This window comes from Pseudomonas xantholysinigenes, from assembly GCF_014268885.2.
In the GTDB taxonomy this organism is placed as follows: domain Bacteria; phylum Pseudomonadota; class Gammaproteobacteria; order Pseudomonadales; family Pseudomonadaceae; genus Aquipseudomonas; species Aquipseudomonas xantholysinigenes.
In genome coordinates this window covers 2,490,986-2,504,537 of record NZ_CP077095.1, presented here as the reverse complement: position 1 = coordinate 2,504,537, position 13,552 = coordinate 2,490,986, and the positions used below count along the sequence as shown (strand labels likewise).

Sequence of the window (13,552 nt, the reverse complement as noted above, 5' to 3'; positions counted from 1 at the left end):
CAGGGAGGTCAACGGAGCCGTTGGACAATACCTGTCACAGGTTGGCCACCCTGGACGACTCGGGGTTGGGGTGAAAGAACACTCGCTCACGGATCGGCCCCACGGCAATCTCGCCGATCTCCTGGTAGCCCTGGCGTTGGTAAAAGGCCAGGTAGTGGGCATTGCCGGTATCCAGCACCACGCCTTCGGTGCTCGGGTCCTCGGCGCACCAATCATGTACTGCCTGCAGCAGTTGTTCGCCATGGTGCTGCCCCTGGAACTGCGGGTGCACGCCGAGCAACGGCAGCATGTGCACCGGCTCGCCCGGCAGGCAACCGGCCAAGGCCGCCTGGTAGTCCAGGTAGCGCCGGGTACAGCGCAAGCCGGTGCCCAGCATCATGCGCAGGCGCCAGGCCCAGCTGTCCGCCACGCCAAGGCGCCGTTGCGGCGGCACGATCAGGGCCACGCCGATCAGGCGATCCTGCAGCAGCAGGCCGACGGCAGGCAGTTGCAGGTAGAAATGCTGGCGTACCCATTCCCGCACCATCACCCGCAAGCGCCGCTCATAGCCCGGGCGCTGGGCCTCGAACAACCAGGCGAACGTGGGTTCGTGGCGATAGGCGTGGTAGAGCAATGATCGCACCTCGCGGGCATAGCCTTCGTCGAGCGGGCAGGTCCGCGCCTGGGCGGTGGCAGTGTCGGGCATTGCGAGCGGTCCTCCTGGAATGGGCGTACAGTGTCTTGGAGCTGCGCCCCGGCACTTCGTTCACCTTTTCCAGCACGTTAGCAGCGCCCTCGACATGGCGCCACGCTGGCCGTGACCGGTGATGTCGGCTAGCATTCGGGGCTTTTACCAGGATCGTCCTGTCATGAAGATCGTCTCGTTCAACATCAATGGCCTGCGCGCCCGCCCCCACCAGTTGGCGGCACTGATCGACAAGCACCAGCCGGACGTGATCGGCCTGCAGGAAACCAAGGTCAGCGACGATCAGTTCCCGCTGGCCGAGGTCCAGGCACTGGGCTATCACGTGCATTTCCATGGCCAGAAAGGCCACTACGGCGTGGCCTTGCTCTCCAAGCAGGCGCCGCTGTCGCTGTCCAAGGGTTTCGCCACTGACGAGGAGGACGCCCAGCGGCGCTTCATCTGGGGCACCTTCGCCGACGCCGATGGCACGCCGATCACCATCATGAACGGCTACTTCCCCCAGGGCGAAAGCCGCGACCACCCCACCAAGTTCCCGGCCAAGCAGCGCTTCTACAGCGACCTGCAAGCCCTGCTCGAAGGGCAGTTCAAAAACGATCAGCCGTTGGTGGTGATGGGCGACGTGAACATCTCGCCCCAGGACTGCGACATCGGCATCGGCGCGGACAACGCCAAACGCTGGCTCAAGACCGGCAAGTGCAGCTTCCTGCCCGAAGAGCGCGAGTGGATGGAGCGGCTCAAGGGCTGGGGGCTGGTCGACAGTTTCCGTCACCTGCACCCGGAGGTCGCCGACCGCTTCAGCTGGTTTGACTACCGCAGCCGTGGGTTCGAGGACGAGCCCAAGCGAGGCCTGCGCATCGACCTGATCATGGCGTCGCAGGGGCTGCTGCCGCGCCTGAAGGCAGCCGGGGTCGACTACGAGCTGCGTGGGATGGAAAAACCGTCGGATCATGCGCCGATCTGGCTTGAGCTGGCCTGAAACCTGACACCCCGCTCTCCCCCTACCTGAATCACCAGCCCCCAGTACCCGGGGGCTTGGCGCTTGTTATCGAGATCACTGTGAGTACGAACGGAATCAAAGGAAGGTCGTTGAAAGGCTTCGAGCCTCTTAGCGTGGCGGAGCAACAATTGCTGGCGTGTTGCAACAGTGGCCAACTGGCTCGCATCAGCAAGAGCAGGCCCCATGTCCCCTACCCCATTCGCGCCATTCGCGCGGAGTTTCTGAGATTTCTGATTCTTGGCGGTGACCGCGACACGGCTATTCATGAGCGTGGGGTTCGCGTGCAGGGTGCCTATATCACTGGGGTACTCGACCTGCGCAATTCGAAGACTTCGACCCCCTTCGAGTTGCGCCTCTGTACCTTCGAGCAGCCACTGAACCTGAATGAAGCCGATATCACCGGGACTATTCGCCTCACCGGATGTCGCCTACCCGAACTGCTGGCCAACCGCAGTGTCCTCCACGGCGATCTTCATCTGAGCAATACCTGGCTGGAACGGGGACTTACGGCCTGGAACGCCAGTGTCCAGGGCAACCTGATTGTACGAAAAGTCAAAAGCGACGGGGCGCTGGCATTGCCGGGCACGCAGATCAGCGGCATGCTTCATTGTTCGAAGTCTTCGCTACACGCGGCAAACGGACCGGCTCTGATTCTCAACAGCATCACCCTGGGCTCGGACATCCACCTTGCCGATACCAGGATCCAGAGCCTGCGTTGCCAGAACGCAACGATCAGTGGCGGATTTCGCCTGCACGCAACCACCCTGCTGGAGCACGACGGTGTAGCGCTCGATTTGCGAGGGACGCAACTGCGGCACAACCTTCTCATGGTCGACGCGCATATTCAGGGCCAGCTCATGCTTGCCGCCACCCGCGTAGACGGAAAACTCTCACTGGCAGGCACATTCGATGGGGGTGGTGCCGAGGCTATTTACGCCCATGGCGCTGTGCTGCAGGGAGAGGTATCCCTATCCAAAGGCTTCAACGCCAAAGGCGCCGTGAGGTTCAGCAAGGCGCAAATCTATGACAACGCCGAGTTGCTGGGGCGCTTCGAAGCGACTGGATCGGCAATTATCTTCGATAGCGCCAAAATTGACGGCCGCCTCAATCTTTCGCGCGCCGAAGTCTATGGCGAGGTCCGCCTGATTACCACCAAGATCGGCGGACAACTGATTTGCAAAGGTACCCAACTGCACGCAAGCGACGGTTACGCCTTGAGCGCCGACGCCGCCACAATCGGGAGAGACGCGCATTTCATATCAGGCTTCGTTGCCAATGGCACCGTCCGCCTGCTCTGCACCACGTTCGAGGGAGACTTGATCTTCAATGAGGCGCGATTCGACGGCAATAGTACTAACCGATCACTTAATGCGAACCAATCGAAAGTCCTGGGCAAAGTGGTACTCAATGTTCAAGCCAGCGGCAGTATCGCGTTCAATGATGCATGCATTGAAGGCGAGCTGCGCTGCGACCGCAGCCTATTCGCCATCGAGGCGAGCGAAACACTCAGCCTGAAAAAGACCCGAATCAAGGGTACACTCTCGCTTCTCAAGTTCACCCGCCCATTGAACCGGGCCTCATTCGAACATGCCCAAGTGGGGCGCCTGGATGACGATGAGCGCACCTGGGGCGAGCAGATCGTCCTCAATGGCTTCAAGTACGACGCACTGGCCGCCAATCCGCCCCTGACCCTGAACCGCCGGCTCAAATGGCTACGATCGCAGGTTGCGGTACTGCGAGCGTCTAATCCACCCGAGCCATCAGGCCGATGCCAACGGCTGGCTCGGTGGCTGGACAAGCGCTGGCCTGCTATACGCAAAGCCAGCACCCGGCGCGCCGAGGACTTTCGCCCTCAACCTTGGTGGCAACTCAAGCAGGTACTTGAGGACTCCGCGCACTTTGCCGAGGCACGCAGGGTTGGCATTGAACTGGAAACAGAACGGCGCAAGCTGGGCCTTGTCGATCAACCACTCGACCCTGAGCGCCCCAACAAAGGCCTGCTCAGCCGTCTGCTGAGCAGGCGGCTGCACTGGGCGTATGGCCACTTTACCAGCTACGGCTACCGCCCCATCCGGCTGTTCCACTATTTCTTTGGTACTTGGCTGGTATGCGCCTTGATCTACTGGGCCGCCGCGTTGGTGGGCATCTTCGCCCCAACCGACCCACGCATCTATCAGAACCCTGCCTATCAGGCCTGCCGTCCCAATAACTCGGAGGCCTGGCCACCCATTGAGGTCCGAACCAAGGAAAACTGGTACCTGTGTTCCGATCTGCCCGCCGAATACACAGGATTCAGCCCCCTGGCCTATTCACTGGATGTGCTCATGCCTTTTGTCGATCTCAAGCAGGAAACCGACTGGGCGCCTCTGGTCCCCACCCCAAACGCCGACCCCGAGCAAGAGTTCCGGGCACTCACGGCGCAGCATGCCGTACGCCTGGTGATCTGGCTGCAGACCTTGATCGGCTGGGGCATTGGCCTGCTGGCGGCAGCCATCATCTCTGGCTTGGCGCGCAAGACCGAGTAAGCCCAGCCCCTCTACAAACTGACGCCCAGCGCCTGTCGCAACGGCTCCACACGCGTGTCGTTCGCGGCGCTGACCAAGGCAAAGTTGTAGTCACCATGTGACCAGTAACGGGCCGCGAGCTGGCCGTCAGTACGTTGCCCGGTGGGCATGCGCTCGAAGTGCTCGCCGGGCGAGCGCAGGAACAGGCTGATGCGCTGACCCTGGTGATCTTCGAACACCAGCAAGGCCGCAGGGCCGGCCTCGTTGCTCAACAAGCGCGCGCCCACCGGCTGATAGCCATAGCCTGCCAGGTCCGGCAATCGGCCAACCCGATTGAAGTGCCGGCCCAACCACGCCTGCAAGCGCGCTGGATCGCTGGCCCGGATATCCAGCGCGCTGGCGTCGGCGAACATCCGGTGAGCCTGCACGGCATCGGCCATGGGCAACATGCCGGCAAACAGCGTGGCTTCCCGTGCCTGCCAGCCGCCCAGGCCACCCAAGCCCACGGCCAGCATCAGCAGCGCCGCCGTAGCCAGGCGGCGCTGCCGTCGTTGACGCAAGCGCCGACGCAATGCAGCCAACTCCAGCGCCGGTTCGACTGGCCGCTCGGCAAAGTCCGCCAGGGCTGCGCGCAGGCGGCGGGCGTCGTCGCGCCAGGCCTCGACGCGCGCCGCCTCCTGCGGGTTGGCGGCCAGCCAGGCGTCTACCTCGGCCCGGCGCGCGGGCTCCAGGCGCTCGTCGACATAGGCGTGCAGCTCATGCTCGGTAGGGATCAGACGGGTCATTTGAGTCTCCGCAAGGCCGGGGGCACGGGGTTGCCCTCGGTCAGTTGACGCAGCGCGGCCCGGGCACGCGACAGCCGCGACATCACCGTGCCGATGGGAATGCCGAGGGTAGCGGCGGCTTCCTTGTAGCTCAGGCCCTCGACGCTGACCAGCAACAACAGGGCCCGCTGCTCGGCGGGCAGGCGGGCGAAGGCCTGCAGGTCGGCCTGGGCCAGCACGATGCGCTCGGTTTCGTCGCCCGTCGCCTGTTGCTCGGCCTGCCCCTGGCCAAACCAGGACAGCCAGCGCGCATGCAGGCGTTCGCGACGCTTGGCGTCGAGAAACAAGCGGTACAGGATGGTGAAAAGCCAAGGGCGCAAGCCCTCGTGCTCGCGTTGTTGGCCGCGCCGAGCAAGGGCGCGTTCCACCGTGGCCTGGACCAGGTCGTCGGCGCTGCCGGACTCGCGGGTCAGCCACAGGGCGAAACGCCGTAGCCGCTGCAACAACTCACGCCATTGTTGCTCATCCAAATCGTGCATGGTCGGGTTCCGGGCCCCTGTGGGTTGTCAGTGTAAAGGGCAGACGCGCCGGCACGAAGTTTATTCCCCGTCATCCCACTCCCGGCGCCTAAGCTGGGGGAATAAATCACCTCCCTGTTCGTCGTACCGGCTCACTCCAACAACAGGGACCGCCCCATGAACACCCCTTTGCGCCTGGCCGCCATCGGCGCCACCCTCGCGGCACTGGGCACGGCCTTCGCCTACACCGCCGGCTGGATCGGCGCGTCCAGGCTGACGCCGCAGCGCATCATCGACACCTTCGAGGCCCAGGCCGGGCACTACGCGGGGTATCGCAAGAACCACGCCAAAGGCCTGTGCGTGAGCGGCTACTTCCAGAGCAGTGGCCAGGCCGCGGCGCTGTCCAGCGCGCGGGTCTTCAGCCAGGCGCGGGTGCCGGTGATCGGCCGTTTCGCCATCGGCGGCGCCAATCCGTTCGCGCCGGACACCGCGATCCCCGTGCGCAGCCTGGCGCTGCAGCTGACCAGCGACGACGGCCAAGTCTGGCGTACCGGCATGAACAACCCGCCGGTACTGGCGGTCAGCGACCCTGAAGGGTTCTACGCGCAGGTCCTGGCCGGCGCGCCCGACCCGGCCACCGGCAAGCCGGACCCGGCGAAGCTGCAAGCGTTCTTCGCCAGCCACCCGGAAAGCGCGGCGTTTCGCCAATGGGCCGCCAGCTACAAGCCCAGCGACAGTTTTGCCAGCACGGCCTACTACAGCATCAACGCCTTTCGCCTGATCGCCGCCAATGGCCAGGCGCAACCGGTGCGCTGGGCCCTGGAGCCACAGACGCCATTCGCCGCCCTGCCCGCGCAAGTCGATGACAAGCAGTTTCTCCAGCACGACCTGCAACAGCGCCTGGCCCAGGGGCCATTGCGCTGGACCTTGCGCCTGACCTTGGCCGCGCCCGGCGACCCGGTGGACGACCCGGCCCGCCCCTGGCCCGCCGAACGCCGTGCCATCGACGCCGGCACCCTGGTGCTGGAAAAGGTCGACGCCCCCGAGCAAGGCGCCTGCCGCGACCTCAATTTCGACCCACTGATCCTGCCCCATGGCATCGAACCGTCCGCCGACCCGATCCTTGCCGCCCGCTCGGCCGCCTATTCAGTGTCATTCAACCGCCGCAGCCACGAAGCACTGAGCGAAGGAGCCCAGCCATGAGCGTCACCGCCTTCCACCCACTGGCCCGCCTGCTGCACTGGCTGATGGCGCTGCTGATCCTGGCCATGCTGTTCATCGGCGTGGACATGGTCAGCGACCTGTCGCCGCGCCATCCACTGCTGGTCGAGTTGCACAAGGCCACCGGCCTGGCCCTGCTGGTGCTGGTGATCCTGCGCATCGCCGTGCGCCTGGGCCTGCCGCACCCGCCGCTGCCGCACGACCTGCCTACCGTGCAGCGCTTGGCTGCCGGGGTTTCGCATCTGCTGCTGTACGCCCTGATGCTGGCCATGCCGCTGCTTGGCTGGGCCATGCTCTCGGCTGGTGGCTATCCACGGCCTCTGCAACTGCCGGCCATAGCGCCCCATGATCTGCAGCTGTATGCCTTGCTGCGCCAGGCTCATGGCTGGGCGGGCTATCTGCTGTTCGCCTGCGTGCTGGCACATTTGGGGGCCGCTTTGCTGCATGCCCTGGTGCGCCGCGACTGCGTGTTGCGTAGCATGTGGCCAGGCCCGCTGCGCCGTGGTGAATGAACAGCGCAGGGTCGACAACTGTAAATAATTATTACTAACATCGACACTCATCTTGTCGAACCGATCCGGATACCCCATGAACGTTGCAAAGGACCCTGCCGCATTCACCCCCGCCAGCACCCTGGACCTGCGTCCGCTGATGCTGGTCAACATGGCCTGCACCATGTCGATGATGGCGTTCGTCGCCCTGATCGGCCCGATCGCCCGATTGTTGGGCATGGCCACTTGGCAGGCTGGCGCGGCGGTGACCGTGGCTGGCGTGGTCTGGGTGATCCTGGCCCGTCCGTGGGGGCGCCTGGCCGACCGCTATGGCCGGCGCCGGGTGCTGCTGCTAGGCAGCGGCGGTTTTACCCTGGCCTACTGGGTGCTGTGCCTGTTCATCGATGGCGCCTTGCGCTGGCTGCCGGGCGCGACCCTGGCGTTCTTCGGGCTGATGCTGGCCCGCGGCATGATCGGCGCGTTCTATGCCGCGCTCCCGGTAGGCGGCAACGCACTGATTGCCGACCATGTTGAGCCGCAGCGCCGCGCCCGGGCAATGGCATCGCTGGGCGCGGCCAATGCCGTTGGCCTGGTGGTGGGCCCAGCCCTGGCCGCGCTGCTGTCGCGCTATAGCCTGAGCCTGCCGTTCTATGCCATGTCACTGCTGCCAGCCTCGGCGTTCCTGGTCTTGCTGTTCAAGCTCAAGCCCCAGCCACTGGCGCAAGTCCACGCGCCCAATCCGGTACGGCTGTCCGACCCGCGCCTGCGTCGCCCACTGCTGGTGGCTTTCAGCGCCATGCTGAGCATCACTGTGTCGCAGATCGCCGTCGGGTTCTTCGCCCTCGACCGCTTGCGCCTGGAAGCCGGGGACGCCGCCCAGGCCGCGGGCATCGCCCTGACCTGCGTGGGTGTGGCGCTGATGCTGGCCCAGGTGTTCCTGCGCAAGCTCGACTGGCCGCCGGCGAAGATGATTCGCATCGGTGCCTGCGTCTCTGGGCTGGGGTTTGCCGCTGCCGCGCTGGCTACGCACGCGCCTTGGCTGTGGAGTGCATTCTTCGTCGCCGCGTTCGGCATGGGCTTCGTCTTCCCGGCGTTTTCCGCCCTGGCGGCCAATGCCATGGAGGCCGGCGAACAAGGTGCCACGGCAGGCTCGATCGGCGCCGCCCAAGGCATGGGTGCGGTGGTCGGACCACTGGCCGGGACCCTGGTCTATGCCCTCGATCCACGCCTGCCGTTCCTGGCCGTAGGCCTGCTGTTGCTGGTGGTCGGCCTGTGGCCGAAAACGCCCGACCAGCGCCACTGATGCGCACAGCGCGCAAGACGGCAGAGTGTGTTTTAATGCGTCGCCCATTATTTTTGACACCTCTGCAAACAAGGCGGCTATGGACACGGGGACACGACTCAAACTGGTGCGTGAACGCAACAACCTCTCCCAACGGGAACTGGCCCGCCGCAGCGGCCTGACCAACTCGACCATCTCGCAGATCGAGCAGAACCGGGTCAGCCCTTCGGTCAGTTCCCTGAAGAAGTTGCTCGAAGGGATCCCCATGTCCCTGGCGGAATTCTTCAGCTTCGACGAACCGGTGCGCGAAGAGCGCTACGTGTTCCGTGGCGGCGAACAGCCAGACCTGGGCCGCAACGGCCTGCGCATGCTGCTGGTCGGCGCCAGCGTCGAAGGCCGGCAGATGCGCATGCTGCGCGAGCTGTATGCTCCCGGCGCCGACTCCGGCGAGCCGATCGTGCACGCCGAGGGCGAGGAATGCGGCCTGGTCACCCGCGGCACCATGGAGTTGTGGGTCGATGGCCAGGTTAGCGTGCTCAATGCTGGCGACGGTTACTACATCCCTACCACCCTGCCCCACACCTTCAAGAACATCGGCCCGGACGAGGCCGAGATCATCAGCGCCAACACCCCGGCGAATTTCTGACCTGCACATGCCCACCGTCACCAGCCGCGAGGCTTACCAGTGCCTGCGCGACGCCGCGCTTGGCGTCCGTTCGCTGGTGACGGTCGCCCGCCAGGCCGGCGGGCAGGTTGAGGTGCTAGTCGACGGCTGGCGGCTGACCCTGGTGTGTGACAACGAAGGCCTGGCCCATTGCAGCCAATGCCAGTGCCCCCATGGGCGCCGAGGCACGCTGGATGACTGGCACCGCTACGGCACCAATCCGGTGGATCACCTGAGCCTCTGGGAACGCGGTCAAATAGAACGACTGCTGGTTTGACCCTGTAGGAGCGGCCTTGTGCCGCGATTGGGTCGCGAAGCAGCCCCAGGTTTTCAGCGTTGACGCAAAGATCGCCGGGGCCGCTTCGCGGCCCAATCGCGACACAAGGCCGCTCCTACAGGGGGTGGTATGGCCCAGACATCAAGCCTGCCGGGCCAAGGCCTGCTCGACGAAGTCCAGCCGGTCTTGGCCGAAGAACATCTGCTTGCCGACAAAGAACGTCGGCGCTCCGAACAAGCCGCGCTCGACCGCCTCCTCGGTGGCTTTGCGCAAGGCATCCTTGACCTCGGGCCGAGCGGCCAGCTCGTGGAACATCTCGGCCTCGAAACCAGCGCCAGCCAGGGTTTGATCCAGGACCGCAGGATCCGCCAGGTTGCGTCCGTGCACGAACAGCCCTTCGAACAACACCTTCAACAGCGCCTCGAAATGCTCTTCGGCAAACAACTGGACACCGGTCAACCCGCGCATCAGGGTCAGGGTGTTGACCGGAAACCCCGTAGGCAAGGTCAATGGCACGCCATAGCGATCGGCGTAGCGCGCGAGGTCGATGAACACGTAGCGCCCCTTGGCCGGTACCGTGATCGGCGAAACATTGCCGGTGGCCTGGAACACGCCGCCCAGCAGAATCGGCTTGTACACCAACTGTGCGCCATGGCGAGCACAGAGGCCAGGTAGTTGGGTCCAGGCCAGGTAGGTGGCCGGGCTGCCCAGGTCCAGGAAGAACTCGACGGTCTTGCTCATGATTCGATCCTTGTATGAGGGGGACTTACCAGCGCTCCATCCACGGGCGCAGGTCAAGCTCGAAGGTCCAGGCATCCCGTGGCTGGGCGTGCAGGAACCAGTAGCTGTCGGCGATGTGCGCAGGGTCGAGGATGCCATCCTGGTCCTTGAGCGCATAGCGTTCGGGGAAGCTGTCGCGGATGAACGCGGTGTCGATGGCGCCATCGACCACCACATGGGCGACATGGATGTTTCGTGGGCCCAGTTCCCGCGCCATGCTTTGGGCCAGGGCACGCAGGCCGTGCTTGGCCCCGGCGAAGGCGGCGAAACCGGCCGCGCCACGCGTACCGGCGGTGGCGCCGGTGAAAAGAATGGTTCCGCGCTCGCGGGTCACCATGCGCCGGGCCACCGCCTGGGCGGTGAGAAACCCCGCAAAGCATGCCATTTCCCAGATCTTGAAGTACTTGCGCGGCGTTTCCTCAAGAATGCTGCAAGGCACATTGGCGCCGATATTGAAAACAAACGCCTCGATCGGGCCGATATCGCGCTCGATGGTTTCCACCAGGTCGGTCACCTCTTCTTCCTTGCGCGCATCCGAGCCAAAGCCATGGGCCTGACCACCTTCGGCACGGATTTCATCGAGCAAGGGTTGCAGCTTCTCGGCCTGGCGCCGGGTCACACAGGCGATATAGCCCTCGCGGGCAAAGCGCTTGGCGATCTCGCCACCGGTCGCGTCACCCGCGCCGATCACCAGCACGACCTTTTGTTGTTCTGTCATGGACCGCTCCATTGATGAATGATCGTTTAGTAAACGAACGCTATGCTACGATGCCGTCATCGTCAAGCCCGCAGCACGAGGTTCCACGGATGCGCTACGCCACCGACCACAAGCAACAGACCCGCGAGAAACTGCTGGCCAGCAGCGGCGCCCTGGCCAAGCGCGGCGGTTTCGCCGCCACCGGCGTGGCCGAGTTGATGAAGGCCATCGGCCTGACGGGCGGTGCCTTCTACAATCACTTCCCTTCCAAGGACGACCTGTTCAGCGAGATTGTCCGCCGCGAGCTGGACAACAGCCCCCTGGGCCGGCTGATCGAGCGCGGCGCCGACCGCCCGCGGCTCAAGCGCCTGCTCGAGCAGTACCTGACCCTCGCCCACCTGCACAATGCCGAAGGTGGTTGCCCGCTGCCGCCGCTGGGGGTGGAAATCGCCCGCGCCGAACGGCCAGTGCGCGAGCAAGCCGAACACTGGGTGGTGACGCTGCACCAGGCCTGGAGCGAAACACTCGAGGATCCCGAGCTGGCCTGGGCCTTGCTCAGCCAGTGCGTCGGCGCCTTGGTGGTTGGCCGTATGCTGGCCAGCGAACCGCTCCAGGCACAGCTGCTGCAGGCAAGCCGCAAACTGGTTGACCAGGTCTTTGATGAGGGCCGCTAGCGCACTGCTCGGCCTGCTGCTGACGCCTCCGGTCTTCGCCCAGGAGAGCTGCCCCGTCGGGCAATATCCGGTGTGCCTGGTGGTGTGCTTCTGCGCTCCTGTCGATCCCAACCAGGGTGGCCAGGTATTGCAGGACGTCGAACGCATGGCCAGCGCCAGCCTGGTGTTCGCCCTGCGCCAGGCCCGCGACGAGGCGACTGCCAGCGGCAGCCAACCAATCCCTCTGCATATTCGTGCACAGCTCGAACCCTGGTACGACTTCGCCGTGCTCGATGCGGCGCGCTACCGGGTGGGTGACGAACAGCAGATCAGCGCCGCCAATGCATTGCTGCAGAACCCCGACGTCAATGCGGTGACCCTGATCGACACCATCATCTTCCGCCGCACCGCCGATGCCGAGGACAACGTGGCGTTATGGGCCCATGAGCTCAAGCACGTGCAGCAGTACCAGGAACTGGGGGTGGAGGAATTCGCCAGGCGCTACACCCGCGACTATCAGGCGCTGGAAGGGCCGGCCTACGAGGTCGAGGCGCAGGTGGCCAAGGCGTCGCGCGAAAAGGCATCCGGCGGGCCACGCTGACGGCCGAGTTACACCATCCCCTGGAATGATGTCGGCCTGGGATCATGCGTGCGGATCGATGAAGTCCTGCGACCTATCATTGCGCGTGATAATAACCTTCGCTCCGTTTGATTCGTGCGCCACACGCAAGACACTCACACTCCGCCCACTACTAATACATTGGCGGAGTTCTCCATGGATCACTCACTCAAACCCTTGCGCTTCCCCCTCGCTGCCCTGGCCGTGGTGGTGCTCAGCGCTTGTGGCCGCACACCTGACGCCGTGCAGGCTCCCGCCGCGCCCAAAGTCAGCGTCGCCAAGGTCATCGAACAGCCGATCAACGAATGGGACGAGTTCACCGGGCGCCTGGAAGCCCCGGAAACCGTCGAGGTGCGCCCACGCGTCTCCGGCCAGATCGACCAGGTAGCCTTCACCGAAGGCGCCCAGGTGAAAAAAGGCGACCTGCTGTTCCAGATCGACCCACGCCCGTTCCAGGCCGAAGTGCGCCGCCTCGAAGCCCAGCTGCAACAGGCCAAGGCCACCGCCATCCGCAGTGCCAACGAAGCCCGCCGTGGCGAACGCCTGCGCGACAGCAACGCGATTTCCGCGGAACTGGCCGAGTCGCGCAGCAGCGCCGCCGCCGAAGCCCGCGCCGGGGTCGACGCGATCCAGGCCCAGCTCGACCTGGCCCGCCTGAACCTGAGTTTCACCCGGGTCAGCGCGCCGATCAGCGGCCGCGTCAGCCGTGCCCAGTTCACCGCCGGCAACATCGTCACAGCCGACGTCACCCCGCTGACCAGCGTGGTCTCCACCGATAAGGTCTACGCCTACTTCGACGCCGACGAGCGCGTGTACCTCAAGTACACCCAACTGGCCCGCGAAGGCCAGCGCGGCCAGAGCACCCCGGTGTACCTGGGCCTGACCAACGAAACCGGCAACCCGCACCTGGGCCAGATGAACTTCGTCGACAACCAGGTCAACCCGCGCACCGGCACCATCCGTGGCCGCGCCGTGTTCGACAACCGCGATGGCCAGTTCACCCCCGGCCTTTACGCACGCCTGAAGCTGGTCGGCAGCGCCCAGTACGACGCCGTGCTGATCAACGACGAAGCGGTCGGCACCGACCTTGGCAAGAAGTTCGTGCTGGTCATGGACAAGGAAAACAAGGCCGCCTACCGCGCCGTGGAACTGGGGCCCAAGCTCGAAGGCCTGCGCATCGTGCGCAGCGGCCTGGACAAGGACGACCGCATCGTGGTCAAGGGCTTGCAGCGGGTACGCCCGGGCTCGCCGGTGACGCCTGAGGAAACGCCGATGGCCAGCGAACAGACCCTCGCCGCCCTCGCCCAGCAGCGCCAGGCCCTGGAGGCCAGCAACCCGGCGCCCAAGGTTGCCGGCGCCAATGTAAAAGTCGCCAGCGCCCAAGCGCCGCGCGGTTAAGG

At 64.9% G+C, this 13,552-nt stretch carries 15 protein-coding genes; 10 read left to right on the top strand and 5 right to left on the bottom strand.

What is annotated here, in order from left to right; translation table 11 throughout:
• Positions 1–34 precede the first annotated feature (34 nt).
• Positions 35–685 carry a GNAT family N-acetyltransferase gene (locus HU772_RS11315; RefSeq protein ID WP_186657647.1) on the bottom strand — a complete coding sequence of 217 codons (651 nt, stop codon included), beginning with the start codon at positions 683–685 and terminating at the stop codon, positions 35–37.
• A 163-nt stretch (positions 686–848) separates the two neighbouring features.
• Between HU772_RS11315 and xthA the strand changes: the two genes are divergently transcribed.
• Complete coding sequence (gene xthA, locus HU772_RS11310; protein WP_186657645.1) at positions 849–1,661, top strand: exodeoxyribonuclease III; 813 nt, start codon at positions 849–851, stop codon at positions 1,659–1,661.
• 110 nt (positions 1,662–1,771) lie between these two features.
• Positions 1,772–4,207 (top strand): translocation/assembly module TamB domain-containing protein, encoded by a 2,436-nt coding sequence (locus HU772_RS11305; protein WP_186657643.1) that lies wholly within the window; start codon positions 1,772–1,774, stop codon positions 4,205–4,207.
• Positions 4,208–4,218: 11 nt separating this feature from the next.
• Here the strand turns inward: HU772_RS11305 and HU772_RS11300 are convergent, their stop codons facing one another.
• Positions 4,219–4,971, bottom strand: a complete 753-nt coding sequence (locus HU772_RS11300) for an anti-sigma factor family protein (RefSeq protein ID WP_186657641.1) — start codon at positions 4,969–4,971, stop codon at positions 4,219–4,221.
• The gene (locus HU772_RS11295; RefSeq protein WP_186657639.1) at positions 4,968–5,489 is read right to left on the bottom strand and encodes a sigma-70 family RNA polymerase sigma factor; all 522 of its coding nucleotides are present in this window, start codon (positions 5,487–5,489) and stop codon (positions 4,968–4,970) included. The genes HU772_RS11300 and HU772_RS11295 overlap by 4 nt, the downstream gene beginning before the upstream one ends.
• Positions 5,490–5,645: 156 nt before the next feature.
• Between HU772_RS11295 and HU772_RS11290 the strand changes: the two genes are divergently transcribed.
• The 5 genes from HU772_RS11290 to HU772_RS11270 all read left to right on the top strand — a co-directional run bounded on the left by HU772_RS11290 (position 5,646) and on the right by HU772_RS11270 (position 9,403).
• Complete coding sequence (locus HU772_RS11290) at positions 5,646–6,671, top strand: catalase family peroxidase (RefSeq protein WP_186657637.1); 1,026 nt, start codon at positions 5,646–5,648, stop codon at positions 6,669–6,671.
• Positions 6,668–7,201 carry a cytochrome b gene (locus tag HU772_RS11285; RefSeq protein WP_186657635.1) on the top strand — a complete coding sequence of 178 codons (534 nt, stop codon included), beginning with the start codon at positions 6,668–6,670 and terminating at the stop codon, positions 7,199–7,201. Before HU772_RS11290 ends, HU772_RS11285 begins: the two co-directional genes overlap by 4 nt.
• A 76-nt stretch (positions 7,202–7,277) precedes the next feature.
• A complete protein-coding gene (locus tag HU772_RS11280; protein WP_186657631.1) occupies positions 7,278–8,483 on the top strand; it encodes an MFS transporter in 1,206 nt (401 codons plus the stop codon).
• Between the two features lie 79 nt (positions 8,484–8,562).
• Entirely contained in the window at positions 8,563–9,108 is a 546-nt protein-coding gene (locus tag HU772_RS11275) for a cupin domain-containing protein (protein ID WP_050705832.1), read from the top strand.
• A gap of 7 nt (positions 9,109–9,115) precedes the next feature.
• Positions 9,116–9,403, top strand: coding sequence for a DUF7693 family protein (locus HU772_RS11270; protein WP_186657629.1), 288 nt, complete (start codon positions 9,116–9,118; stop codon positions 9,401–9,403).
• 141 nt (positions 9,404–9,544) lie between these two features.
• On the opposite strand, the gene HU772_RS11265 is transcribed toward HU772_RS11270, so the two are convergent.
• Both HU772_RS11265 and HU772_RS11260 read right to left on the bottom strand, forming a co-directional pair.
• Positions 9,545–10,144 carry a 2-hydroxychromene-2-carboxylate isomerase gene (locus tag HU772_RS11265; protein WP_186657627.1) on the bottom strand — a complete coding sequence of 200 codons (600 nt, stop codon included), beginning with the start codon at positions 10,142–10,144 and terminating at the stop codon, positions 9,545–9,547.
• Between the two features lie 25 nt (positions 10,145–10,169).
• Positions 10,170–10,901, bottom strand: a complete 732-nt coding sequence (locus HU772_RS11260; RefSeq protein ID WP_186657625.1) for an SDR family oxidoreductase — start codon at positions 10,899–10,901, stop codon at positions 10,170–10,172.
• 89 nt (positions 10,902–10,990) lie between these two features.
• Here HU772_RS11260 and HU772_RS11255 point away from each other — a divergent pair, with 89 nt between their 5' ends.
• From HU772_RS11255 to mexE, 3 genes are all read left to right on the top strand, one after another.
• Entirely contained in the window at positions 10,991–11,554 is a 564-nt protein-coding gene (locus HU772_RS11255; RefSeq protein ID WP_186657622.1) for a TetR/AcrR family transcriptional regulator, read from the top strand.
• Positions 11,541–12,134: an eCIS core domain-containing protein gene (locus tag HU772_RS11250; protein ID WP_186657620.1), complete on the top strand. Its 594-nt coding sequence runs from the start codon at positions 11,541–11,543 to the stop codon at positions 12,132–12,134. The genes HU772_RS11255 and HU772_RS11250 overlap by 14 nt, the downstream gene beginning before the upstream one ends.
• 174 nt (positions 12,135–12,308) lie before the next feature.
• The gene (gene mexE / locus HU772_RS11245) at positions 12,309–13,550 is read left to right on the top strand and encodes a multidrug efflux RND transporter periplasmic adaptor subunit MexE (protein WP_186657617.1); all 1,242 of its coding nucleotides are present in this window, start codon (positions 12,309–12,311) and stop codon (positions 13,548–13,550) included.
• Positions 13,551–13,552: the final 2 nt, after the last annotated feature.

Coding starts and splice junctions, on each gene's coding strand:
- HU772_RS11255 (WP_186657622.1), top strand. CDS start 10,991: ATGCGCTACGCCACCGACCACAAGCAACAGACCCGCGAGAAACTGCTG.
- mexE (WP_186657617.1), top strand. CDS start 12,309: ATGGATCACTCACTCAAACCCTTGCGCTTCCCCCTCGCTGCCCTGGCC.
- HU772_RS11270 (WP_186657629.1), top strand. CDS start 9,116: ATGCCCACCGTCACCAGCCGCGAGGCTTACCAGTGCCTGCGCGACGCC.
- HU772_RS11285 (WP_186657635.1), top strand. CDS start 6,668: ATGAGCGTCACCGCCTTCCACCCACTGGCCCGCCTGCTGCACTGGCTG.
- HU772_RS11300 (WP_186657641.1), bottom strand. CDS start 4,971: ATGACCCGTCTGATCCCTACCGAGCATGAGCTGCACGCCTATGTCGAC.
- HU772_RS11250 (WP_186657620.1), top strand. CDS start 11,541: ATGAGGGCCGCTAGCGCACTGCTCGGCCTGCTGCTGACGCCTCCGGTC.
- HU772_RS11290 (WP_186657637.1), top strand. CDS start 5,646: ATGAACACCCCTTTGCGCCTGGCCGCCATCGGCGCCACCCTCGCGGCA.
- HU772_RS11295 (WP_186657639.1), bottom strand. CDS start 5,489: ATGCACGATTTGGATGAGCAACAATGGCGTGAGTTGTTGCAGCGGCTA.
- xthA (WP_186657645.1), top strand. CDS start 849: ATGAAGATCGTCTCGTTCAACATCAATGGCCTGCGCGCCCGCCCCCAC.
- HU772_RS11315 (WP_186657647.1), bottom strand. CDS start 685: ATGCCCGACACTGCCACCGCCCAGGCGCGGACCTGCCCGCTCGACGAA.
- HU772_RS11265 (WP_186657627.1), bottom strand. CDS start 10,144: ATGAGCAAGACCGTCGAGTTCTTCCTGGACCTGGGCAGCCCGGCCACC.
- HU772_RS11275 (WP_050705832.1), top strand. CDS start 8,563: ATGGACACGGGGACACGACTCAAACTGGTGCGTGAACGCAACAACCTC.
- HU772_RS11260 (WP_186657625.1), bottom strand. CDS start 10,901: ATGACAGAACAACAAAAGGTCGTGCTGGTGATCGGCGCGGGTGACGCG.
- HU772_RS11280 (WP_186657631.1), top strand. CDS start 7,278: ATGAACGTTGCAAAGGACCCTGCCGCATTCACCCCCGCCAGCACCCTG.